The following is a 24420-nucleotide window of genomic DNA, read 5'->3' as shown; positions in this document are numbered from 1 at the left end:
TCATTCTCGTAATAGCTAACAATGTATTGTGTTGGGTCTTGACCGTTTAATATTTCGTCTGCCTTTGTAGTTAAATCAAAGCTTGCAAAACCATCGGCTGAGATATCATCACATGCTTCTAACGGTGTTGGTGCTACTAACTGTGGTGTTGGCTCTACGATTAACTCTAATTCAACAATTGTTGCACAGTCGGTTGCTATCGTTGGACTTTCTATTCGAGCGTAAAGCGTTTGGGCATTTTGAACAATATTGAAATAGTCTACTGTGGTATCTATAGCGTTTGCTCCGGTATTGGCATTAGTTTCGGTTTCGTGATAGGTAACTTCTAAGCCCGTGGCTCCTCCGGTAATTTCAGCATCTGCATCGGTGAGTGTAAACACCCCTGTACCGTCATTATCTGGATCACAGTATATAAGCGGTTGTGGTGTAAAGGCTATTGGTGCTTGTTGTACTATGAGTTCTAAACTTGTAGTATCATAACAGCCTGTGGTAGTGTTTTCTACTCGCGCATAGATAACTTGACCATTAGTTGTATTGGTGTACAACGTTGGTAGTGGACTTGCTCCTGTTTCTGCATCTCCTAAGTTTTCATGGTAGCTTACGGAATAGGCTGGATTGCTCCCTGTGATCTCACTATTCTTAAGGCTTAAATCCATTTCTGTTATACCGTCTGGTGTGCCATCATCACAGACTTCTAATGCCGTTGGTGCGATTACGGTTGGTAAAGGGTTAACGATAATGTCAAAACTTGTTGTGCTATAACATGTTGGATTCATCGTGTCTACAAACCTAACATAAATTGTTTCCTGATTTATAGTAGAATTTATATACGTCGTCGGTAAGTCATTTACGTTATTATTTGCATCTTCTAGGCTACCATGAAAAGTCATGGTATATCGCATTGCATCTTGTCCTCCTAATATTTCTGCTTCTTGACTGCTTAAATCAAAAGTACCAAAACCGTCATTGTCAGTATCACAGATTTCTATATTATCTGGTGTTGTGGCTATAGCTCTGTCGTTAACAACTAAGTTAAAAAGAGCTGTCTCAGACACAGTGTAACAACTAGAATCACCTAAACTCGCTACTCTCACAAATATCGGTTGTGGGTTTGCTGTATTGGGAAAGTCTGATGGTAAAGCTCCGTCTCCTGAATCTGCTTCTGCAAAACTTAAATGATAAGTAACCGTGAAATCTACGGCTGATTGCGCCCCTAATATCGTTGCATTTTGTGCGCTTAAATTAAAGGTTTCAAAACCATCATTACTTGTATCGTCGCATAACTCTAGATCTGAAACTGGATTAATGGTAGGCTCAACAGCTGTAGATATTGAGAATGATATAATATCTGCACAAATTTGAGATGCATCTGCTAAACGTGCCCAAATCATTTGAGGACTAGCAGTATTAGTATAAAGGTCTGGTAAAGGGTTAATATTATCTATAGCATCTTGTTCCGAAAGATGGTAGCTTACAGAAAAAACTGTTGAATCTTGGTCACCTATTATAAGATCGTCGTTTACTCGTAAATCAAATTCCTCTGTGCCTGTTTCACTACAAAGAACTAAATTCGAAGCTGTATTAGCCATTGGGCTATCTCTAAATTCAACAATAATAGGATCGGCAGAACCTGAACAAACATTGTCTAATTCAAAATCGGCATAATAAACTCCTGGCTCTGTTACTGTAAGTGTTGATGACACTTCACCAGGAATAACTACATCATCTTTATACCAAACATGGGACCCTAGTTCAACCCTTGTATCTAAAACAACTTCCGATCCACCACATTGTGCAGTACCAGCTGCAATTGTAACGTCGTCACCTAAATCACCTCCTAAGTTAAAACTACCACCTTCAATAAAAACACCAGAATCAAATAGGTTATCCCTATCATCTCCAATAACCAATTTTATGGTATAAGTTTCACCTGGAATAACTGTTGATTCTGCTAAAAACTTAGCTGTTCTACCATCAAAGGCAATTGGAGGTCCATTAGTAGGAGTATAAGCTCCAAAGTGACGCTCATTAACTGCTCCACAAGACCCATTATCTGGGTGAATATTAGTCACCAAAATAGGCTCCATTGAACCCGGTATAACTGCCAAATTAGAAACGTTACCATCAGAGTCTGTCAATAAAAAAGCAAATGCATCTGAAAAATCACATTCAAACGTACCCATATCGTATTCTTCAGAAGCCATTAAAAACTCAAAACTGAAAGTATTAGCCAACGGTACAAAATCAAATTGAATATATGTCGCATTATGAGAATCAACACCTAACTCATCATCTAAATCATCATCTCCAGGCCAAACCCCAGACCCATCGCTTAAAGTTCCGTTATCATTGGGCCCTCTAGCCTCACTCGCATCACCACTTGTAAGCAACAAACCATCTTTAAAAGGGAAGTCTAAACCATTACTAATAAAATAGCCGATACCATTTGGTTCATCTGAACTATAAGAAGTACCCGTTACAGCAACGATATTAGATACCGTAGCACATGGACTATCTATTAGGACATCTTCAATTAATTGTTCAGGAGTAAACGTTTCTTGGTCTACAACAACATTTGGACCCAATACAAAGACAGTAATGGTCTCTGTTGCTGAACAGCCTTGTGGATTGTTATCTGTAACAGTTAAGGTAACCGTATATGTTCCGGCTGTACCGAACACATTAGTAACATTGGTGCCTGTTGCTGTATTATTATCTCCAAAATCCCATTCATAAGAAGCATCTGTTCCATCTAGAGAAAACGAAGCACTTGCAGAAAAATCAACAGATTCAAAAGGAAGTATACTAACAACACCTGTCGCATTAGTTGCTGGCGTGGTTTCATCTATTGATACTACAATATCTTGACACGGAGTTGCACATAATATATCGGCTTCCCAACCATTAAGATTACCACCATCATTAGACACAAACTTTATAGTTAAACACCCAGAATCATTATCTTCTGAAGCTGAAATAATCCCTGGATTAGATGTTCCATTAAAGGTTCCTAACAATGGATCTGATACATCATCACCATCATAAATATACATTGTGTCTGGTTCCGGACCTAACTGTGTTGTAAACAAAGTAAAATCAAGAATGATAAACTCATTTTCATTTTGAGGGCATATGGTCGTTATAATATTTTCATCATCACCATAATTTCCAAACTCACCACCAGAATCATAAAATTTATAGGGAGCACAACGTGTAAACGTCCCATCTTCCATTAATATATCTTGAGCAAAACCAATTGTTGAAATTAAAAAAATAAAAAGATATAGGAGTTTTTTCATAAAAAAGTACTTCAATTCATAAGTGCGTAAATTCTTAAATAAAACCCAAAAAACAAACGCGAAAATTCTATTGAGCTCGAAATTTAATCAAATTATATTAATTGACTTAAGATTACAGTTATAAAACAACATCTAAAGGTTGAATGTTTCAGCTTGATATTTCATACTTTTGCAAATAAAATAATGGCACATAAAATGGCACAGACCAAAATTTCCATAGTCACAACATCTAACGATACCATAAAGAAGTTTGAAGCTGATCGATTTCTAACCAATCACAACAGCTTTGAATTCAACAATATAGACGACGCAAAGCATTCACCTTTAGCTCAGCAATTATTCTATCTTCCATTTGTTAAAAAAGTATATATCGCTTCTAATTTTATAGCCATTGAACGCTATAATATAGTTGAGTGGAAAGACGTAGAAGATGATGTTGCGCAGCAAATTGAAGACTACATATCTAAAGGTGGCATCATTGTTAGTGAAGATGCTGTAAAACCTAAAGCTGCAGTTACTGTATATGCAGAAAGCACCCCTAATCCTGGTGTATTAAAATTTGTTTGTAATAAAGTTTTAGTTCCAAGTTTGTTTGAGTTTAAGTCTATTGAAGAGGCTAAGCCATCACCTTTGGCAACGGCTTTATTTCAGTTTCCATTTGTGAAAAACGTATATATGGAAAAGAACTTTATCTCTATTACTAAGTTTGATATTGTTGAATGGGGAGATATCACACTTCAATTACGTGAGTTTTTAAAATCTTATGTCGAAGAAGGTAAAACTATTTTAAATGACAATGCTCCTAAGCAGTTAGAAAAAACAGAAGAAGCCATTGAACAAAAATTTGAAGCCTTAGATGATACTTCTAAAAACATTATAAACATCCTTGAAGAGTATATAAAACCAGCGGTTGAAAGTGATGGTGGAAATATAGAATTCAAATCTTATGATGCTAATACCAAAAAAGTAGAGGTTTTATTACAAGGAGCTTGTAGTGGATGTCCTTCTTCAACCTTTACTCTAAAAAATGGTATAGAGAATATGCTGAAGGAAATGCTAAATGACAACTCTATTACAGTTAATGCTATAAATGGGTGAAAATTTGTACCTTTAGATGTGACGATTTCAATTTTTTTGTGTCATATATTATAGTTGTATTTATAGTAAATGAAGTGATTTTTAACATAAAATAAAAGTTAGAAAGTATCGTAAGAGAAATTTAAAAAAAATTCTTAGACCTTAATCAAACAAAAAGTCGAAGTTCAAGACTAAAGTGTTATAATATTAAATTAATTTAAATAAACATAGTTATGAAAAAAGTTAAAATACTCTTAATAGTATTATGTTGTGCTTGTTATGCTATTAACGCACAAAACGTAAATGTGGATTCAAGAGGTAAAATTATTTCTATTAAAGCCGTTGATACAAATATTGATACTGAGGGATCAAAATATATAAATAAAAACTTCACACCGATTACTATAGCACAATTTGAAGATAAAATTTATAACGGAAGATATAATGCATTTAGTGGTGAAATGGAAGTTAATTTAGGCGATAATAAAGTGCTTTTATTAGATAACAATACTGATTATGAGATTACATTTAGTCATAGTAAGAAACTCTATAGAACAGAAAATTTCACTAATAATAAAGGAATAAAAAAAAATGGCTTTTTAGTTGTTGTACATGAAACAAATAAATCTGCACTTTTAAAAGAAGAATCAATAACATATCATAAAAAAGTTGATGCGGCTTCGTCCTATGAAAAAGACATACCTGCAAGATATATTAGAAATAAAGATGCTTATTATATAGACTATAATAATACGATTACATATATTTCTCATAGAAGGAAAGATTTATTAAAATCCTTCCCAAACGAAGCAAGTAAGTTAAAATCTTATATAAAGAAAAATAAAATTAATCTCAAAGAGGAAGATGATTTAATTAAGTTAGTTGATTATATGTCTAATCTCTCAAAATAAAATATAAAAATTAATAAAATGAACATGGACACACAAAAATGGATTGACGAAGGTTACAATTTTATAATTGAGTTTGGCCCAAAAGTACTTGGAGCTATTCTTATATGGATAATTGGTAACTGGGTTATTAAAGTACTTCTGAAAAGCATTAAAAAAACAATGGATAAAGGTGACTACGATGAGAGTTTAAAAAAATTCTTATCAAACCTTATTAATTGGATCTTAAAGATCGTTTTAATTGTTGTTGTTCTTGGAACTGTTGGTGTAGAAACAACATCCTTTGCCGCAATTCTTGCTGCAGCTGGTTTAGCCATTGGTTTAGCACTTCAAGGTTCTTTAGCTAATTTTGCTGGTGGTGTATTAATTATGATTTTTAAACCGTTTAAAATTGGGGATTATATTCAGGCACAAGGTGAAGCTGGAAGTGTTAAGGAGATTGAAATCTTTACAACAAAACTAACAACACCAGATAATAAAGAAGTTATTATTCCTAATGGTAGCCTATCTAACGGCAATATCACTAATTATTCTACGGAAAACAAACGTCGTGTTGATTGGACTTTTGGGGTTGGATATGACTCTGACATTAAGAAAACCAAAGAAGTTATTTTGGAAGTCATTCAAAAACATCCTTTAATCCTTCAAGATCCAGCACCTGCAATTAACGTATCTGAATTAGCAGATAGCTCAATTAACTTTTTTACTAGAGTTTGGGTGAACACACCAGATTACTGGGCTGTAAAATTTGATATTACAGAACAGACTAAAGAAGCCTTAGATGCAGCTGGTATAGATATTCCTTATCCTCATCAGGTGGAAATACATAAAGAAGGTTAATGCTTCTTTTTTAAAGCTACAAAATCTTTTAAATAATAAGGTTCAAAATAAGCGACATCTTCGGTGTCGCTTTTTTTGTGCTTGTTTTCAGCTAAAAGCGCCATCTCATTTGCAGAAGGTAATTTCCCTTCAATAAAAACAGCATTAGGATGCTGAATTAAGCTTTTAGTCTTTTCAACACCATTACCTATAAAATAAACCTTATGATCTTTAAGAAGGTCACTATAACTCTCTTCTGTAAGAATTTCGGCCTGTATTTCTCTATGTAATTCTAAATTTGAATTATAAATAGCAGCATACACTTCCATACGTCTGGCATCTAACATCGGGATTATAAATCCATCTCTAAAGTTAACTTGATGCGCCAAACTTTCTAAGGTAGACACTGCAATTAAAGGTTTATTTATCGCAAAACATAAGCCTTTAGCAGACGATACACCAATACGCAAACCTGTATAAGATCCAGGACCTTTACTTACAGCAACCGCATCAATTTCTGAAGGTTTATATTTTGAAATCTTAAAAACCTCATCAATAAAAAGGTGTAATGTTTCGGCATGTGAAAAGCCTAAACTATTATCTTCTTTTAAAACTAAAGTCTCTCCATCCTTAGACAGAGAGACTGAGCAATTTGTTGTTGCTGTTTCTATATTGAGCACTAATGCCATTGGCAAATTGGTGTTTGTTATTCCTCTGTATTAGCCTTAGAAGCCTCTGAGGAATTTTTATTTGTTATTTCAATTAAATCCCCAGGGTTTAAGTTTTTAGAAACCATTATATAAGGACCAGTTATAATTTCATCGTCTTCAGATAAACCTGAAACAATTTCAATATTAGTATCATCTTGAATACCTGTTTTTACAACTCTTAGTTTTGCTTTTCCATTATCGTTAACAAAGACACATTCAAACTTTTGTTCTTCCGAATCAAACTCACCAGAATCTGTCGTCATTGTTTTTTCATATGGCTTTTTGGTCGAACTTGTATCTGTTTTAATCACAATGGCACTAATAGGAACAGAAATAGCACCTTTTCTCGTTTTTGTAATAACATCTACTGTAGCTGTCATTCCTGGCCTAAAAGGCGAATAGCTTTCAGGCTTTCCTTCTGTTAGATCTTTATAAGATTCTTCAATAATTCTAACCTTAACTTTAAAATTAGTTACCTGGTCTGCTGCTAAAGTTCCTGCTGCAGAATTAGCGATTTCTGTAACAACACCCTTAAATTGTTTTTTTAAATAGGCATCAACTTCAACAATAGTAGAATCTCCGATAGACACTTTTACAATGTCATTTTCATTAACATCGACTTCAACCTCCATGTTTTTTAAGTTTGCCACTCGTAAAATTTCTGTACCAGCCATTTGTTGCGTACCAACCACACGTTCACCTAACTCTACACTTAATAATGAAATTGTACCGGTCATTGGTGCATAAATCGTAGTTCTATTTAAGTTGTCTTTTGCTTCATTTACACTAGCTGCAGCACTTTGCACGTTGTAATATGCCGAGTTCTTCCCAGCCACTGCAGTTTCGTAAGCTGCAATAGAACGGTCCCAATCTGCTTTAGAAATTACACCTTTGTTAAAAAGCGTTTCGTTTCTCTCGTAATCGGCTTTAGCTTGTTTTAAATTTGCTTCAGCTTGTTCTAAACCAGCTCTCACATTTTGATAAGACGCTTGGGTTCTACTCACCGCAGATTGAATTAAATCGGGATTCACACGAACTAACAAGTCACCCTTTTTAACCTCTTCTCCTTCTTTGAATGGTAATTCTAAAATTTCACCTGAGACTTCTGAAGATATTTTGACTTCAATTTCTGGCTGAATTTTCCCAGTAGCAGATACGGTTTCTACAATATCTTTTAAAGTTACTTCTTTAACAGTTACCGCTTTAAATTCTCCTTTTTCACCAAACCATCCCATTTTAGATCCAGCAACTAAGATTAGTAGTACTACAACGACAAGTGTGATTATAATTTTTGTTGTTTTGCTCATAATTAAAACTTTAGTTCAGTTGCAGGAATTCCAAAATATAATTCGAGTACCTTCAACTTAAAAATGTAATCGTATTTAGCACGATTCAATTCAATATTTGCATTATCAAATCTTAGTTTAGATTGACTAAAATCGAATGCGTTAGTTAAACCTACGTCGTAACGTTCTTTGGCATAGTCATAGGCTAATTGTTGCGATTCTACTGCTGATTTTGCTGCTTCATAAGATTTTAATGCTCCTTTAGCATCAACATAAGCTTGAAATACCGTAGATTCTAAATCTAATTCTGCCTGCTCTAATTGAAATTTAGTTCGTTCTAAATTAATTTTATTTCGTTGAATATTGCCTTTGGTTGCAAATCCATTTAAGATAGGAATATTTAATTGTAAACCATAAGAAATACCATCATTTTGATATAGTTGATCTACAAAAGGATCTGCACCAACTTCTACAGCAAAAGTGTTTGGAACCTCACCAACCACCACTTGACCAGTTCCTTGAACAGTACCAATTTCTTGTGTAATTGTTGGGTTGTTTGGATCTATACGTTGATCAAATGAAGCTGCATCTGTATATCGTGTATCATATCCAAAGAACGCTGATAGCGTTGGGTAATTAGCACTTTTAGCAATTTGTAAATCTTTATTTGCTAGTTCTACATTTTGCTCAGCAATTTTAATTTCGGAACGTGTTTCTTTTGCTTTAGATAATATTTCGGATACACTTTTTTCTGAAATGCCTTCGTCTATAATATCATAACCTTCATCTTCGATATCAAAATTTTCGTAATCTTTAATTAATAATAACTGTGCAAGACTTATCAATGATATCTGAATGCTGTTTTCTGCATTTATTATAGATTGTTGTTCACTAGCATCGGTTGCCTTTATTTCTAAAAGGTCACCCCTTGGAAGTGATCCAGCATCTACTAATTCTTGAGTTCTTTGAATCTGTGCTTTGGTGACTTCGTTTTGAGACTTAAATACTTTAAGATTAGCCTTATTTAATATGACTTGTAAATAATTATTAGCAACAAAAAGTGAAATATCGTCTTTCATTTTATCTAAACGATACTGACTTGCAATTTTTGAGATGTCTGCACGTTGCAATTCTCTAAAATTTCTAAGTCCATCAAACAACGTATAACCTACATTAACGCGACCTGTAACGGATAAAAATGTAGTGGTTTGCGCGTTGTTTGTTACCGGGTTAAAACTTAAACCCGTATTCTCCGAAACTCCACTATTAGCACTTATCGAAGGTAAAAAATTACCAACAGCAGAAAGTCTCTCGATATCTGTTGCTAATACGTCTAATTCACTTTGCTTAACAGAAATATTATTCTCCAAGGCATATTCTACACACTCTTGTAGCGTCCATTTTTTATTTTGTCCTTGTACTATAACTCCAAAAAGAAGTAATGTGACTATGATTGATTTTTTCATGATACCTATATGTCTACGTAAACCTTAAAGTGTTACATTAAATTCTAAAAATTATTGTTGCGCGTATTTTGGCACTCCTTGTACTTGATTCCAAACTTTTATTTTATCTGTTTTTGAAATCCCATTTTTTACTTCTACAAAAATACCATCACTAATTCCTAACGCAATATCTTTTCTTTCAAATTTTTGATCTCCTATCTCAATCTCTACGTATGGTTTTTTTGTTTCTTTATCGTACTGTACTAAAGCTTCCTTTATGGCTAAGACCTTTTCAGCCTTATCTAAAATAATAGAAGCATTTGCACTTAAACCAGCTCTAATGAATGTTGAATCGATTTTCTTTAACGTTCCTTTTATTTCAAATTGTATGGCTCCATTTTCTGCAATTCCTTTTGGCGCTATGTAATCTAATACAGCATCGAAGCTTTTATTTTCAATAGCACCAACAGTGATTTCTAACGGTAAGCCTTCTTTTATTTTACCGACTTCACTTTCATCTACTTTCCCTTCAAAAATCATTTGTTTTATATCAGCGATAGATGCAATTGAAGTTCCTTCATTAAAGTTATTAGCTTCTATAACTTGGTTGCCGGCTTTTACAGGCACATCTAAAACCATCCCAGAAACCGTAGCTCTTACTTGTGTCTGTGCAATATTTCCTAAACCAGATGTGGTTCCTGTTTTTATTATATCATAGTTCTGATTGGCAGAGTTCACATTAATTTTTGCTTGTTCTACACTTTGTTTGGCTTGTAGGTACGCATTATTTATACCCTCGAAATCATTTGCTGAAATAACTCCTTTATCGAACAGTGCTTTTTGCCTATCGTAACTGGCCTGCTGTGTTTGTAAATTTATTCTTGCTGTTTGAAGTGCTGTTTGATTAGAGGCTATGTTATTTTTAGCACTTGTCAGAGAAGAGGCATTAGGGATAACCTTAATTTGAGCTATAAGATCCCCTTGCTCAACATATTCTCCAGCATCTATAAAAATCTCTTCGATAACACCAGAAATGTTAGGTTTAATTAAAATTTCTTCCTTAGGAACTATACTTCCTGTTGCTACCGTTTTAACAATTATAGTTTCTTCTGTAGGAGATTCCGAAGTATAAGTAATAGGATCTTCTTGGTTTTTTTGCCATAAATAATATAGCGAAACTCCAAATACAGCTACAATGGCTATAAGTAGGATTATGGTTTTAGTTCTCTTCATGATTGTGATTGATATATTGTTTATTCTATTCTTAAAGCGTCTACAGGTTTCATCTTTGTGGCACTATTAGCAGGAATTAATCCGGCTAAAACACCTGAAACTATTAATATTATTAAAGCGGTAAATACAACTTCCATGCTTACGCTTGGATTTGCAAAATTTTCTACTGATCCGGCATTATCTAAAATGGTATTCATTACCCAAATTACCAGAGCAGCAAATGAAATACCAACCATACCAGATAGTATCGTTAATATTAAACTTTCTTGTAAAATTTGTGATTTTATATTCCAAGGACTGGCTCCTAAAGCTCGTCTTACTCCAATTTCTTTGGTGCGTTCTTTAACAACAATGAGCATAATATTACTGATGCCAATAATACCAGACATTAACACTAAAGCTCCTACAAAATACCCAACTAAAGATAATATTGAAAACAAGCCATTAACGCGCCCAAATTGTTCTGACAAATCAAAATGACCAATAGCACGATCGTCTGTTGGATCTACTTTGTGTCTAAATTTCATTAAATCGAAAACTTGCTGTTTTAAGGATGTGATACTGACGTCATCAACGGCAGTAATCGCCATCCAACCCACATCTTCACCTCTATTAAAGGCCTGACCAAATGTTGTAAACGGAATATAAATGGTACTGGCATCTTGCTCATCATCACCTTGGCTATTACTCATTTTAAAGGTTCCAACAACCAAAAAATTCACACCATTTATTTTAACATAGGTTCCTAATACCGCTTCACCTTTATCGTAAAGTCCTTTTTCAACACCTGTACCAATAACACATATTTTTCGTTTAGCATCAATATCTGAATAACTAATAAAACGGCCTTGAAGAATATCTAAAGGCTGTTGATTTATAAATTCTGGATAATCGCCATATATTTCAAAAGCACCTGTTTTTGTTCCTCGTGTTACGTTATTTGCTCCATTATATCCACCTAACTGGTTTCGAGGTGACACATATTTTAAATTAGGAATCTCTGATTTGATAGCAGTAATATCATCTATTTTATAGTTAAAATTACGCCCTTTTGGCAACCCCTTATAAGGTTTTGAAGTACCTCGCGTCCACATAAACATAGAATTTGTCGCAAAATCCCCAAAGTCTGCAGTGACTCCATTTTTAAGACCATTAGTTAAGGCTAACAATAGTACTAATATGGTGATTCCCCAAAACACTCCAAACGCTGTTAGAAACGTTCTAAATTTATTAGCGTTTAATGCTTCAAGTATTTCATCCCAACGGTCTCTACTAAACATATTATTCGTCTCTTAATGCGTCAATTGGTTTAATCATAGCGGCTCTATACGCTGGAATAAAGCCTGCCAAAGCACCTGCAAACACTAACAAAAACACTGTAGTTAGTGCAATATTAAAATCTACTTGTGGGTATTTTATAAAATCACTCTCTATCAATGGTCCTACAAGTTCTAATAACCCGAGCCCAAAAATTAACCCAAATAAACCAGAGAACATGGTTACAAATACAGCTTCTTGTAAAATCATCCCAACAATAGACATTGGCAAGGCTCCTAAGGCTTTCCTAATGCCGATTTCTTTAGTACGTTCTTTAACGATGATGAGCATAATATTACCCACACCTACAATACCGGCAATGATCGTTCCTATACCCACAAACCAAAACACAGCTCTGATGGTCGCAATTAATGAATAGATTTTTTGAGCTTGCTCTAATGTATTATTTACTCTTACAGCACTTACATCGTCTGGCGCAACAGTATGAATTTCTTTAACTTTCTGTTCTATGCCTAAAGCAATGGCATTAGACATGGCTACGGCTTCATCAAAATTATCTGCCATTTTCACTGTAAATGCCATGTTTCTAATATTCTCTCCAGCATTAAAAACTTTTTGAGCAGTAGTAAGAGGAATATAAACCTGACCTTCTTCTCGATCTCCACCTGGATCATAAAAAACCCCAACCACCTTAAAGTTCATTCCGAAGACTTGAATGTTTTGATTGATTGGATCTTCTCCATTAAAAAGATCCGTTTTTATTTTATTACCAATAACGGCTACTTTTTTAGTCTCTTCAATATCAGATTGACTAATAAATCGACCAGAACCTATATCGGCATTTTCAATAAACTGATTGTCTGGCATGGTTCCTCTAACACGGTAATTTCCGGTTTCATTATTATAAGTCACTGTTCCTCCCCAAATCATATAATCTTTAGTTCGGTATTCGAAAAAGTCATCATATGCATTTTCAACAGCGTCGAAGTTGGTGTTTTTAAGTTGAATATAACGTCCCGGATTTAAACCTTTATAGCCTTTGGTAGTTACACCTGTCCAAACGGAAATTTTATTGGTTGCATCTTGTTCAAATTGCGACTTTACACCATTGGCAATACCTTCACTAAAGCCAAGAAGAATTACTAAAATGAAAATTCCAGAAGCTACCGAAAGCCCTGTTAAAAACGTTCGCAATTTATTTTTGCTTAAAGTTTCAAAGATTTCTTGCCAACGTTCTATATCAAACATGTGCTGATGCTCTAATTTGTTCTACAGGACTATCGTCGATAATTACTCCGTCTTTTAGATTTACGATACGCTTAGTCATATGTGCAATATCATCTTCGTGAGTAACAACTAAAATCGTTTTACCCTCGTCATTGATGCCTTGAATAAGATCCATAACCTCATAAGATGTTTTGGTATCTAAAGCACCTGTTGGCTCATCTGCTAACAATACTTTTGGATCACTTGCGAGTGCTCTAGCAATGGCTACACGTTGTTTTTGACCACCAGAAAGTTCGCTAGGCAAATGATGCGACCATTGTGCTAAACCTACTTTTTCGAGATAATGCATGGCCTTTTCGGTACGCTCTTTTCGTTTTACCCCTTTGTAGTATAAAGGCATAGATACATTGTCTAATGCACTTTTGTAATTGATTAAATTAAACGACTGAAAAATGAACCCTAGAAATTGATTCCTGTATTGTGCCGCAATTTTTTCATTAAGATTTTTAATAGGAACTCCATCGAGAATATACTGACCTTCATCAGCTTCATCTAACATGCCTAAAATATTTAATAATGTAGATTTCCCTGAACCAGAAGATCCCATGATAGATACTAACTCTCCTTCTTTTACATCAAAATTAATACCTTTTAAAACATGGAGTGAATTGGTTCCCATGTGGTAAGATTTGTGCAAATCTTTTATTTGAATCATAATTGTAGTTGGTTAGCTATTACAATTTTAATGAAATTCGTAAAGTTATCATCCCAACGAATTGTTAATACTAAATAAACGACAGGCTATTCCTATATATTGTTTGGCTTCCTGTAACTGATTATGTATAAGACGATCTAACACAAAAAATGTTACAAATTCTCGTCTATATTTTCTAATTTATTTGGTTTATTAAATTTTCTGTAAATAATAAAACCAATTGTACCAACCAAAATGTAAGGTACAGCCATTAAAAAAACGATACCATCATTAATGCCTTCCGCCATGGATTGATCTTCACCACTTTCTAAAACTGCTCTACACATTGCGCATTGTGCATTAGTTTTAAAAACAAAGAGAAAAAACAGAAGAGAAAAAAGAATTTTACGTTTCATATTTAAGTATAATAAGGGGAAATCATTAGATAAACTACAACTCCGGTTATAGCAACATATAACCAAATCGGGAAGGTGATTTTGGCAATTTTTTTATGACGCTCTATATCGTTAGTTATTGCTCTAACATACGTAATCAATACAAACGGAATGATAATAATAGATAGTATGATATGCGTAATTAAAATAAAGTAATAGATATACGCAACGACCCCTTCTCCACCAAATTTTGTTGAATCGCTTGTCATATGATATGCTACATATAGCACCAAAAACACCACGGAACAATAAATAGCTGTAGTCATTAAATTTTCGTGTAAAACAACATTTTTATTTTTTATTGCCATAACGGCACCAATTAAAAGCACAGCTGTAAATCCATTGATTGTAGCATAAATAGGCGGCAAGAAAGTTAAAGGCTCTACATCATAACCCAGACTGCGAAGGTTAACGCCAAATAAGGCAGCCACTACTAATGGAATTACGATAGATAATACAACAACCCATTTGTTATATTTTTTTGCTTTTACGTGATCTACTTCACTCATCGTTATTCCTTTAATAATTTAGCAATATCTTCCTTCAGAATTGTTATTTCTTGAGCCATACCATCTTCGTCTACTCCTTCTTCTTCAGAAACTAAACCATTGTAAAAGATCTTAGGGTTTCCAAAATCGTCTTGCCTAGACCTAATAAAACCTTCTTTATCTATTAAGGCAAAATTACCTGAATGTTCGAATCCGCCTTCAACACTGTCGTCTTTTGCTGTATATAAATTAAAGCCTTCATTGGCTAAATTATAAATAGCCGATTCATCACCTGTCATTAGGTGCCAATTAGGGTTGGTAATACTATATTTTTCGGCATAAGCTTTTAAAACTTCTGGAGTGTCTATTTCTGGTGCAATTGAAAACGACGCGATTCCAAAATCTTCAATTCCGGTGAAATCACTTTCAACCTCCACTAAGTTTCTATTCATTATTGGGCAAATAGTTGGACAGGTCGTAAAGAAAAACTCTACAACATAAACTTTTCCTAAGTAGTCTTCATTTGTGACTGTTTCACCGTCTTGATTTGTAAAACTAAATGCAGGTACTTTTTTAGGCTCACCATTAATTTCTAAATAACTTAAGTCACTTTTCTGTGAGTTTCTCGCAGTAATTGTTGAAACCCCTTTACTTCGACTATCATCTCTGATGATATCTCCATCGTTTACACGATCTATAATTTTTGGAATGAATATAATTCCGAAAACCAAAATTATAAATGCAATTCCGACGTACGAATAGTTTGATTTATTACTCATTGATCTTGTTTTAATTCTCTATTTCTTCTCGAATTTGAATCTTCAAATTCACCTTTTCGTTTTTCACGATATTCTGTAAATAGAATTCTAACATCATCACTCATCATATTTTTAATCTCAGCAACCTCTATCGTATTGTATCCATAAACACTAAAGGCCGGTTTATTTTCCTCTATCTGTCTTTCATCCCTTCCGTCTAGTCTACCACGCTGATTTAGATTTTTATCAATGATATAAACATTATTTACTGCAAGGTTTTCAGATAGAACATCTTTTGTTTTTAAGGAACTATAAAGCGATTTTATATCACCTTCCGTACCAAATACATAATGCCAATATTTTAAATCTTCGTATGTATTTATTTCTTTTTTTAGTAGTTCTATATCAGCTTCCGTTCCTTTTGGGACTACAATGACTATTTGAAAATTTTTAAATCCTTTAAACTTGTCATACACCAACTCCTTGAGATTTGAAGCGGAAATCATATAATCTAAAGGTGAGTTACCTAAAAACCCTAATACGGTTATATGATCTTTTAAAAGTACGTTTTCGTTACTGTCTGCACTAAACCTATTAATATCAGCGATCTTACTATTTACAACATCTAAGGGATCATAGTTGTGCTTTGCGGGATATAGCATCAATAAAAACGCCACAGGTAAAAAGAATAATATACTAAGAACTATATAGCGTTTTACTTTATTTGCTTTCATCTTTTCAGAGCTAAAATCCGTGTTATACTTGGTTAAATCACCAATTACCTGTTTATAAAATCGTTGGTATGCAAAAATAGAAAAGGTGGTTTATATAAACCACCTTTTACCTGTATTTAACACTTAGTTAAGTGTATGCTTTTATGTTTAAAAATCGCGGGTGATTATAGAGTCTTCACCATGGTATGCATGAAATACATAACCACCTTCTTGTAATAAGATAAACACCAAATACGCAATTAGAAAAACACTAGTCCAAACTACCATTTTTCTCATGCTAGAGGTTTCATCTCTAATGTGCATAAAATCCCATGTAATATAATAGGCTTTCACAATTGTAAGTAAGATAAAAATGAGGTTCAATGGTTTCATATAAACAATTGGTGATAGTATAATGTTACCAAGTGTTGCAAAGAATCCCCCTTCAAAAGGATCTAACCAAATATCCATTAAAATAGCTGGTTTATAGATACCTAAAACAACTTCTATAGCTGTTATTACTGTTAGAAGCCATAAAACTCCCCAGATTTTTTGTGTGTTAGATTTAAATTTCCAACGTCCTCTAAATATCTCTAATTTATGTTCTTGTGCCATAATTTAATCTTAAGTTTCTTTTTATACTAAATAGAAGAATGTGAATACAAATACCCAAACTAAATCTACAAAGTGCCAGTAAAGACCGACTTTTTCAACCATTTCATAACTACCTCTTCGTTCATAAGTTCCAAGAACTACGTTGAAGAAAATAATAATATTAAGAATTACACCTACTGTTACGTGAAAACCGTGAAAACCAGTAATAAAGAAGAAAAGGTCTGCAAATAGTGTTGGGCCATACTCATTAACTTTAAGGTTTGCACCTTTAACTACCAACTTCCCATTTTCTTTAATTTGCCTAAGCGATTCACTTCTAGACAATACTGTTTTATGACCGTCTTCATCTAAATATTGTGTTCTTACTCTAATATTATCGTTTGCGGCTAGACCTGTATAGATTTCATCAACTGAGAAAAGTGGTAGTGGAGCTTCTTCTGTAAACCATAGTCCATTACTACGATCGTGCTCTACACGATCTCCAGCTACTGGAATTGCAATATCTTCAATTGCGATACGTTTAAATTTCTCTTCACCATCTACATTTACATATTCGCCAAACTGTAAAATATTGCCCGAATTTGTCTGTACAGCACCATAATCTCCTTGAATAAATGTAGCCCATTCCCAAGCTTGAGAACCAACGAATACAGCTCCACCAATAATGGTTAAGAACATGTAGAAGGTAACTTTGGCTTTATTCATATGGTGACCAGCATCTACAGCTAATACCATCGTTACTGACGACATAATAAGAATAAACGTCATAAACGCTACATAGATCATAGGGTGTTCTTGACCATGTAAAAACGGTACGTGTGTAAACACTTCATCCGCAATCGGCCATTCGTTTACAAACTTAAATCTTGCAAAACCATAAGCGGCCAAGAAACCTGAAAATGTTAATGCATCGGATACAATGAAAAACCACATCATCAATTTTCCGTAACTTGCTCTAAGAGGTCTATTACCTCCACCCCAAGTTTTTTCTTCTGTACCAGTACTAGCTACTGTAGAATCCATAGAGTTTATTTAAATTTTTAAGATTGGACAAAAATAATCAAATTATATATCTAAAAAAATATAAAAACAAAAAGAGCACAAGCCAAAGCATATCTACGAAATGCCAAAAATTGGCTGCTAGTTCAAAACCCAACATATTGTTGGAGTTATACTTTTGTTTAAAATGATTATAAATTACAACTATCAAACATACCAAACCAGCAATAACGTGCGTTATGTGCAATACTGCAATCACGTAAATGTAAGACATCGTTATATTACTTGTTGGTCCTGTAAAATTATAACCCATTTCTATAATTTCGCCAAAACCTAAAAATTGACTGTAAACAAACCCTATTCCTAAGCCCAAAGTAACCAATAACCAGATGGTTACCTGCTGCATTTTATTTTGTTGTAAAGCCCGTTTCCCTAAAATAAAGGTTAAACTACTTAGCAAAATAAGTACTAAACTTATAAAAAATCCATTTGGTAATTGAAAGTCTACCAACCAATCTTCATGTAACCGTTGTTTACTACTCACAATAAAAGCACTAATTAAACCGGCAAAAGACATAATTAAGCCTCCAATACCAAACCAAAGCATCATCTTTTTAGATCGTGCTGTTTTTACCTGATGAGTTCCTTGTGTTAAATCCATTTATCTTAAAAATTTATCCGCAACATAGATTATTTGCAATAGGGTAATATAAAACACACTAGAAAGCATGAGTTGTTTTGCTGCTTTTATAGAACGCTTTTTAAATAACTTAAGCGCATAAGTTAACATTACTAAGCCGAGTACAAACACTAAAATTGCACCTACTATTGACAATTTTAAATCACCTGTAAACCCTAAAACCGGTATAACAGATACAATAATCGTCCAAACACTATACATTATAATTTGTACAGCTGTTCCTTTATCGGGTTTTCCGGTTGGTAACATGTGAAAACCACCTTTTTTATAATCTTCGTGTAAAAACCATCCTATAGCCCAAAAATGGGGAAATTGCCAAAAAAATTGAATAGCAAATAGTGTTCCTGCTTCAATTCCGAAACTATTTCGAGCGGCAACCCAGCCCAACATAAACGGTATGGCTCCTGGCAATGCACCAACAAATACAGCTAAGGAGGTTTTCGTTTTTAACGGTGTATAAACACTCGTGTATAAAAATATGGAAATAGCTCCATACATCGCTGTTTTCGGATTAATTATATATAAGGTTATTAACCCTAAAATTGTAAAGGTTGTTGCTATAACGAATGCTGTATTTACAGACATTCGACCTGCAGGAATTGGTCTATTTTTTGTTCTTTCCATAAGCGCATCTAAGTCGCGCTCAATGATTTGGTTATATGCATTTGATGCACCTACCATAAAATAGCCACCAAAAGCTAATAAAACGAGGGACGTAAAACTTATGGTTTCTGCACCAAGAAAATAGCCAGCAATAGAAGAAAACACAACACTTAAGGACAATCCCATTTTGGTAATTTCCTTAAAATCTGTTATCACAGAAGTTGTTGATATCGAAGATTTTGTATAACTCAAACTATACGATTTTTTTTCTTTTTAAAGCGGAAGCAAAGATAGTTTGAAAATTGATTATGACCAACGTTAAACTTTAGTTTTATTCATACATCAATCTAGCAGCTTGTGGCTAGGTTAATAAAAACACCTTCTTTATCTCGACACCAAAACTACGCTTGTATGATTTTAGAAATATCTATATATCATTATACCAATTGAACAAATCTGTACGTACACCAATACTAAACCAAACGGTATTAGAGTCCATAGTTGATGCCGTTACTGCATCTGGATTAAAATCTCTATAAATAATATTAGTAAATAACTTAAGATTGGTTTCAGGATTTAAAAGATAACCAGCTTGTATTTCTGTCATAAAGCTATTGGTTTTATTTCCTTGACCAATAGTAACACCTGTATCGGCATTTCGATCATTGTAGTTTCTATAAATATCTCCTCCATAAGAAAAGCTATCTTCATCGGTGTTATAATCAAAACCACGTTGCCCAATGATAAATTTAGCATCACCAAACCAGCGTTTATAATTATAACGTCCTATTACAACTAACTCTCTAAAGTTTGCTCCCCAAAGGTGTGCCATTGGCTGATTAAAATGACCGTAATTAAGAATTTGTGTATTGTGCGAATACGTATAAGGTCGCACTCTATTAAATTCTGCTTGAAGTAATAAGTTATCAACTTCAAAGGCGTTAAAATACTTAACACCTAACTGAAATCCGAATTTATTCTTCCAACTTTTTTCACCTCCTTTAACATCACTCAATGAGAATTCATCCAATATAAATTGCCCATAAACATTAACTTTATTGTTCCATTTGTATTTAGAAGAAAGTCCAAGAATTGCGTTTCCGGCACCTTGTCCTGTTTGAAATTCTATGGCTCTAAAAAATATAATAGGATTTAAGTAATTCACATCAAAACCTCTTCCGTTAGCATCAGCCCACATTACTGATTCAAACAAACCAATATTTAATTTTTTAGAAACATTCCAGCTTAAGTAGTGATTTGCCATGTATTTGGTTAAAAATGCTTTATCAACCACAACTTCATCTCTAACGTCTTTTAACCACATCCATGTACTTGTATATTTAATTTTCCAAAACGTAGCATTTAATTTTAAGAATGGATAAGGACTTGCAACATCACTTTGCAATAATGAACGGTAACCATCTCCTATAAAGTTTTTTCCATGACCAAATTGAATGTTTAAAAAATCTGCAGGCGTATACGACATATACGCTTCTGCAATGGGATAATCATAAGAATTCTCTTTGAAACGTTTGGCAATTCCTCGACCCGAAATAATAGCTGGATCTGGTCCAAATGCCTTTAAACTTTCACCGTATTGATTAAAATAATCAGCAAAACGCCCTTGGCTTTCATACACAGAAGCTGTTAAATTAAACCGTTTTCCTAAACCAGCTTGTATGTTAACACCTCGAGTGTTGTTCCAGGTTGAATTGAAGTCAGCTTCGGAATCTTTACCCACTTGTAAATCTAATATAGGATCTACGGTAAACCAATAATCTTTACCTTGTATCTCTACTAAATGTTCATTAAACACTTTTCGTCCTAACCAAGAATCAGTGTCCTTTGATAAGCTTTCCTTTTCGGCTTTAATATCATAATATCGTGCTACGTCACTATATAAAAATGGTTTTGCCGCAGTGTGACTATTAGTGCCAATAGCATTCATTTCGTCATCAAAACGTGCGTAGTACGAATGTGTAAAAGGGATGTTTAGCTCACTATTATATTCTAGTTTTTCATAATCCTGTATTGCCTTGTTCACATCATCAAACTCACTTGATAAGGTGGCATTAAGACTATCTTTTGCCGTAAGATTAACCTCATCCGTTGGTAGTACAGTATTTTCAACAGGTTCTACTAAAGGTATTGAAATACTAATACTATATTGAACAAATGTAGGATTACCATTATAAGTTGCTGGTTGTATTTTAGGGAGTGAATCGAAAACACGTTTGCTTTCCTCCTTTAATTCATCATAAATCGCATCAGTATAAATGGCTTTAAATTCACCATCTTTATTAACTTCAAACAGTACTTTAACATCACCAACGTAAGACTCGTCCGAAACTATTTGAGGCACTTTAAAGTTCTCATAAATAAACGTGTTTAGTGTAAAATTGAAACAGGATTTTAATTGTTCAACAGCAACTGAATCACATTCTTCAAAAACTGGTGACTTTTCGTAAGTCAATAAGGTTTGCGTATAACCCAATGAGGTGGTTAACAGTATAGCAAATAGCACAATGCGCTTCATAAAGGACTAATTTTTAATGTGCGAAAGATACTTATTTTTTTTAGTAACCTAGAAACCAATTGTTGTATAAAAAAACCGTTATTCTGAGAATAACGGTTATCTTTTTTACTGACCAATTGTTTTTCTAATATCTAGAATCAAAAACAATAGGTAATGTATAGATGACACCAACTGGAACTTGTCGCTGTAAACCAGGTTCCATTTTAGGGATTTTATTGATTACACGGTTCGCTTCTTTTTCTAGAGCAGGATGTGGTCCTCTAATTTTTATGTCTGTAACATTCCCAAATTTATCGATTGTAAACTGCGTAGAAATTCTTTGTTTTCCTGTTATCCCATACTTGGACCCAATATCTAAATTAAATTTCTTTCCAATTAATTTGGTGATTTTATCGGACATACATTTTTTACGATCACTATTAGTAGTGTATTTCTCGCAACCTGGATAAACTGGTACTTTTTCAATTAAAGGAAATGGCACAAAGACATCCGTATCTTCTGGGTCTTCTTCCTCAGGAATACTACTTGGTAAAATGGGTTTTGACACAGGCTCTTGCTCTTCTGGAGTGATCAATTTCTTTTCTATAATGTCCTTGTCATCTTCAACCGTCTCATATGCATCAATTAACTTTGTACTTCGTTCAATTTCTGGCTCAACTTTTTTAGGTTGAATAACTTCTGGCACCACTGCAGGCATAACATCAATTACAGCTAATTCATTATCTGTTAAAGGGTCAATAGTAACAACCCGTTCTTGAAACTTCATTTCGAACAGTGCATAGGTGCCTAATAAACAAAGAATCAACCCTATTTGAAAATAAAGGGTTGAGTTTTTTTGTAAATTTGCATCATGCTTGTGTGATTTCTTTGCTTCAGTGGTGCTCTGACCAGCAACACCGAAGTCTTTGTTAGAATTTTTCATAATATCTATGATTTAAATGTTAATATTATGTAAAAATCACAATAAGCATACCAAAACGAAAATCCCGCTCAATTAATTTTGAACGGGATTTTTATATAAAAACTGTTGACTTATGTTTTAGTCTTGTACTTGGAATACAATTGGAATAGAGAATGGCATAACCACTGACTTTCCTCTTTGTTTACCAGGTTGCATTTTAGGCAATTGACCAATAACTCGTTTTGCTTCTCTTTCTAGTCCTGGGTGAGGACCACGAGCTACAATGTTTGTTACATTACCAGATTTATCAACTTTAAACTGAACAAAGATTCTTTTTCTACCAGGAGGTAATCCTAAATCACCGGCTAAATCTGTATTAAATTTTCTACCAATGAATCTATTCACCTTTTCATTCATACATTCTTTCTTTGCTGCGTTAGTTTTTTCCTTTTCACAACCAGGAAAAACGGCAACATTTTCAATAACTGAGAATGGTACTTCTAAATCTTCTTCTACCTCTTCAACTACAACGTCTTCAACTTCCACAATTTCTGCTTCCATTTCCGTCTCTGTAGATTCTATAATAGTTTCTTCTACCTCTTCTTCATCTTCTACAACCTCTATAATTTCTGGTGCAGGTGGTGGTGGTGGAGGTGGTGGTGGTGGAGTCACAATCTGTTCTGTGATTGGCACTTCTTCATCTAATTCATCATCTAGGTTTAACGAATCTGCAACAACATCAACTTTATCGTAAGTTTTATAATTGATTGTCAAATAGGTAATACCCATCATTAAAGCTAAACCAACAGCAAAAAACAGCGAACTGTTTCTGCTAACATCTGATTTCTGATTCTTTTTAGGTTCCATAATATCATTTTTTAAACAACATCGCTAATTTAACTAAATAATAGTAAAATAAACAAGGGTTTGGGTTAATTTAATTTATATACATTTATTTTAACTGCAATTAGCGTACCAAAAATAGCACCAATACTGTTTGCAATTAAATCATAGGTGTCGTAGGTTCTATTAGGGTTAAGAAAAAATTGTAACAGTTCTAATATATAACCGAGAAAAATAGCAGAAAGGCAAATGATAACATATAACCTCTTCTTTTTAATTGGTTTAATATATAAAAGCCATACTAATGTTAAACCACAATAAGCAACGACATGATATATTTTATCGTCGAAAGAAGTCCCAACACTTGGCATTCCAGACAATGTAATTAAGCTTGCTATTACCAATGCCAAGGTATAAACTATTGACACCAATAAGAACATTTTTTTAACCACTGATAAGTGCTTTATAATCTTCTGCAGAAAGCAAACCTTCTATTTGTGATGCATCTGAAAACTTTAATTTAATCATCCAACCTTCACCATAAGGGTCAGAGTTTACTTTTTCTGGTTCGTCTTCTAAGTTGTCATTGAACTCTATAATCTCACCAGATAAAGGTAAAATTAAATCTGAAACTGTTTTTACAGCTTCAACTGTACCAAATACTTCTTCAGCATCTAAAGTTTCATCTAAGGTATCTACTTCTACATATACAATATCACCAAGTTCTCCTTGTGCAAAATCTGTAATTCCAATTATAGCGGTTTCGCCTTCAATTTTCACCCACTCGTGGTCTTTAGTATACTTTAATTCTGATGGTGCATTCATTTTTATAG

24 protein-coding genes are annotated in these 24420 nt (G+C 33.8%); 3 read left to right on the top strand and 21 right to left on the bottom strand.

Annotation, left to right across the window (positions count from 1 at the left end; translation table 11 throughout):
* The coding region (locus tag K1X16_RS13790; RefSeq protein ID WP_225036812.1) for a choice-of-anchor L domain-containing protein at window positions 1-3299 on the bottom strand (3299 nt) is incomplete at its 3' end.
* A gap of 195 nt (window positions 3300-3494) precedes the next feature.
* On the opposite strand from K1X16_RS13790, the gene K1X16_RS13785 reads away from it, so the two are divergent.
* The 3 genes from K1X16_RS13785 to K1X16_RS13775 all read left to right on the top strand — a co-directional run bounded on the left by K1X16_RS13785 (window position 3495) and on the right by K1X16_RS13775 (window position 6124).
* Window positions 3495-4397, top strand: a complete 903-nt coding sequence (locus tag K1X16_RS13785; protein ID WP_225036811.1) for a NifU family protein — start codon at window positions 3495-3497, stop codon at window positions 4395-4397.
* A gap of 212 nt (window positions 4398-4609) precedes the next feature.
* Window positions 4610-5287: a hypothetical protein gene (locus tag K1X16_RS13780; protein WP_225036810.1), complete on the top strand. Its 678-nt coding sequence runs from the start codon at window positions 4610-4612 to the stop codon at window positions 5285-5287.
* Window positions 5288-5311: 24 nt separating this feature from the next.
* Window positions 5312-6124: a mechanosensitive ion channel family protein gene (locus tag K1X16_RS13775; protein ID WP_195872464.1), complete on the top strand. Its 813-nt coding sequence runs from the start codon at window positions 5312-5314 to the stop codon at window positions 6122-6124.
* Here K1X16_RS13775 and tsaB read toward each other — a convergent pair.
* The 20 genes from tsaB to gcvH form a co-directional block, all read right to left on the bottom strand.
* The gene (gene tsaB, locus K1X16_RS13770; RefSeq protein WP_195872463.1) at window positions 6121-6792 is read right to left on the bottom strand and encodes a tRNA (adenosine(37)-N6)-threonylcarbamoyltransferase complex dimerization subunit type 1 TsaB; all 672 of its coding nucleotides are present in this window, start codon (window positions 6790-6792) and stop codon (window positions 6121-6123) included. The genes K1X16_RS13775 and tsaB overlap by 4 nt on opposite strands.
* A gap of 17 nt (window positions 6793-6809) precedes the next feature.
* Window positions 6810-8120, bottom strand: a complete 1311-nt coding sequence (locus tag K1X16_RS13765) for an efflux RND transporter periplasmic adaptor subunit (RefSeq protein WP_225036809.1) — start codon at window positions 8118-8120, stop codon at window positions 6810-6812.
* A 2-nt stretch (window positions 8121-8122) separates the two neighbouring features.
* Window positions 8123-9565, bottom strand: a complete 1443-nt coding sequence (locus K1X16_RS13760; RefSeq protein WP_225036808.1) for a TolC family protein — start codon at window positions 9563-9565, stop codon at window positions 8123-8125.
* Between the two features lie 51 nt (window positions 9566-9616).
* The gene (locus K1X16_RS13755; protein WP_225036807.1) at window positions 9617-10777 is read right to left on the bottom strand and encodes an efflux RND transporter periplasmic adaptor subunit; all 1161 of its coding nucleotides are present in this window, start codon (window positions 10775-10777) and stop codon (window positions 9617-9619) included.
* 20 nt (window positions 10778-10797) lie between these two features.
* Window positions 10798-12057 (bottom strand): ABC transporter permease, encoded by a 1260-nt coding sequence (locus K1X16_RS13750; RefSeq protein ID WP_225036806.1) that lies wholly within the window; start codon window positions 12055-12057, stop codon window positions 10798-10800.
* A gap of 1 nt (window position 12058) precedes the next feature.
* On the bottom strand, window positions 12059-13303 hold the full coding sequence (locus tag K1X16_RS13745) for an ABC transporter permease (RefSeq protein WP_195872458.1): 1245 nt from the start codon (window positions 13301-13303) through the stop codon (window positions 12059-12061).
* Window positions 13296-13997, bottom strand: coding sequence for an ABC transporter ATP-binding protein (locus K1X16_RS13740; RefSeq protein WP_195872457.1), 702 nt, complete (start codon window positions 13995-13997; stop codon window positions 13296-13298). The genes K1X16_RS13745 and K1X16_RS13740 overlap by 8 nt, the downstream gene beginning before the upstream one ends.
* A 152-nt stretch (window positions 13998-14149) precedes the next feature.
* A complete protein-coding gene (locus K1X16_RS13735; RefSeq protein ID WP_195872456.1) occupies window positions 14150-14392 on the bottom strand; it encodes a hypothetical protein in 243 nt (80 codons plus the stop codon).
* A gap of 2 nt (window positions 14393-14394) precedes the next feature.
* The gene (locus K1X16_RS13730; protein WP_225036805.1) at window positions 14395-14940 is read right to left on the bottom strand and encodes a DUF420 domain-containing protein; all 546 of its coding nucleotides are present in this window, start codon (window positions 14938-14940) and stop codon (window positions 14395-14397) included.
* A 2-nt stretch (window positions 14941-14942) separates the two neighbouring features.
* A complete protein-coding gene (locus K1X16_RS13725) occupies window positions 14943-15698 on the bottom strand; it encodes an SCO family protein (RefSeq protein ID WP_225036804.1) in 756 nt (251 codons plus the stop codon).
* Window positions 15695-16411 carry a hypothetical protein gene (locus K1X16_RS13720; protein WP_195872453.1) on the bottom strand — a complete coding sequence of 239 codons (717 nt, stop codon included), beginning with the start codon at window positions 16409-16411 and terminating at the stop codon, window positions 15695-15697. The genes K1X16_RS13725 and K1X16_RS13720 overlap by 4 nt, the downstream gene beginning before the upstream one ends.
* Window positions 16412-16558: 147 nt before the next feature.
* Window positions 16559-17005 (bottom strand): cytochrome C oxidase subunit IV family protein, encoded by a 447-nt coding sequence (locus K1X16_RS13715; RefSeq protein WP_195872452.1) that lies wholly within the window; start codon window positions 17003-17005, stop codon window positions 16559-16561.
* A gap of 21 nt (window positions 17006-17026) precedes the next feature.
* Window positions 17027-18028 carry a cytochrome c oxidase subunit 3 gene (locus K1X16_RS13710; RefSeq protein ID WP_225036803.1) on the bottom strand — a complete coding sequence of 334 codons (1002 nt, stop codon included), beginning with the start codon at window positions 18026-18028 and terminating at the stop codon, window positions 17027-17029.
* A 37-nt stretch (window positions 18029-18065) separates the two neighbouring features.
* On the bottom strand, window positions 18066-18665 hold the full coding sequence (locus K1X16_RS13705; protein WP_225036802.1) for a heme-copper oxidase subunit III: 600 nt from the start codon (window positions 18663-18665) through the stop codon (window positions 18066-18068).
* Window positions 18666-19559 carry a heme o synthase gene (gene cyoE, locus K1X16_RS13700; RefSeq protein ID WP_225036801.1) on the bottom strand — a complete coding sequence of 298 codons (894 nt, stop codon included), beginning with the start codon at window positions 19557-19559 and terminating at the stop codon, window positions 18666-18668.
* A gap of 175 nt (window positions 19560-19734) precedes the next feature.
* Window positions 19735-21843 (bottom strand): gliding motility protein RemB, encoded by a 2109-nt coding sequence (locus K1X16_RS13695; protein WP_225036800.1) that lies wholly within the window; start codon window positions 21841-21843, stop codon window positions 19735-19737.
* 124 nt (window positions 21844-21967) lie between these two features.
* Entirely contained in the window at window positions 21968-22765 is a 798-nt protein-coding gene (locus K1X16_RS13690) for an energy transducer TonB (RefSeq protein WP_225036799.1), read from the bottom strand.
* Window positions 22766-22882: 117 nt separating this feature from the next.
* A complete protein-coding gene (locus K1X16_RS13685) occupies window positions 22883-23611 on the bottom strand; it encodes an energy transducer TonB (RefSeq protein ID WP_195872446.1) in 729 nt (242 codons plus the stop codon).
* Window positions 23612-23676: 65 nt separating this feature from the next.
* Window positions 23677-24027, bottom strand: a complete 351-nt coding sequence (locus K1X16_RS13680) for a VanZ family protein (protein WP_225036798.1) — start codon at window positions 24025-24027, stop codon at window positions 23677-23679.
* 4 nt (window positions 24028-24031) lie between these two features.
* Window positions 24032-24412, bottom strand: coding sequence for a glycine cleavage system protein GcvH (gene gcvH, locus K1X16_RS13675; protein WP_225036797.1), 381 nt, complete (start codon window positions 24410-24412; stop codon window positions 24032-24034).
* Window positions 24413-24420: the final 8 nt, after the last annotated feature.

The sequence above is a fragment of the Winogradskyella sp. SM1960 genome, assembly GCF_020179375.1.
Taxonomy (GTDB): Bacteria; Bacteroidota; Bacteroidia; order Flavobacteriales; family Flavobacteriaceae; genus Winogradskyella; species Winogradskyella marina.
The sequence above is the reverse complement of the archived record's forward strand: the minus strand, read 5'-3'. Positions and strand labels throughout refer to the sequence as shown.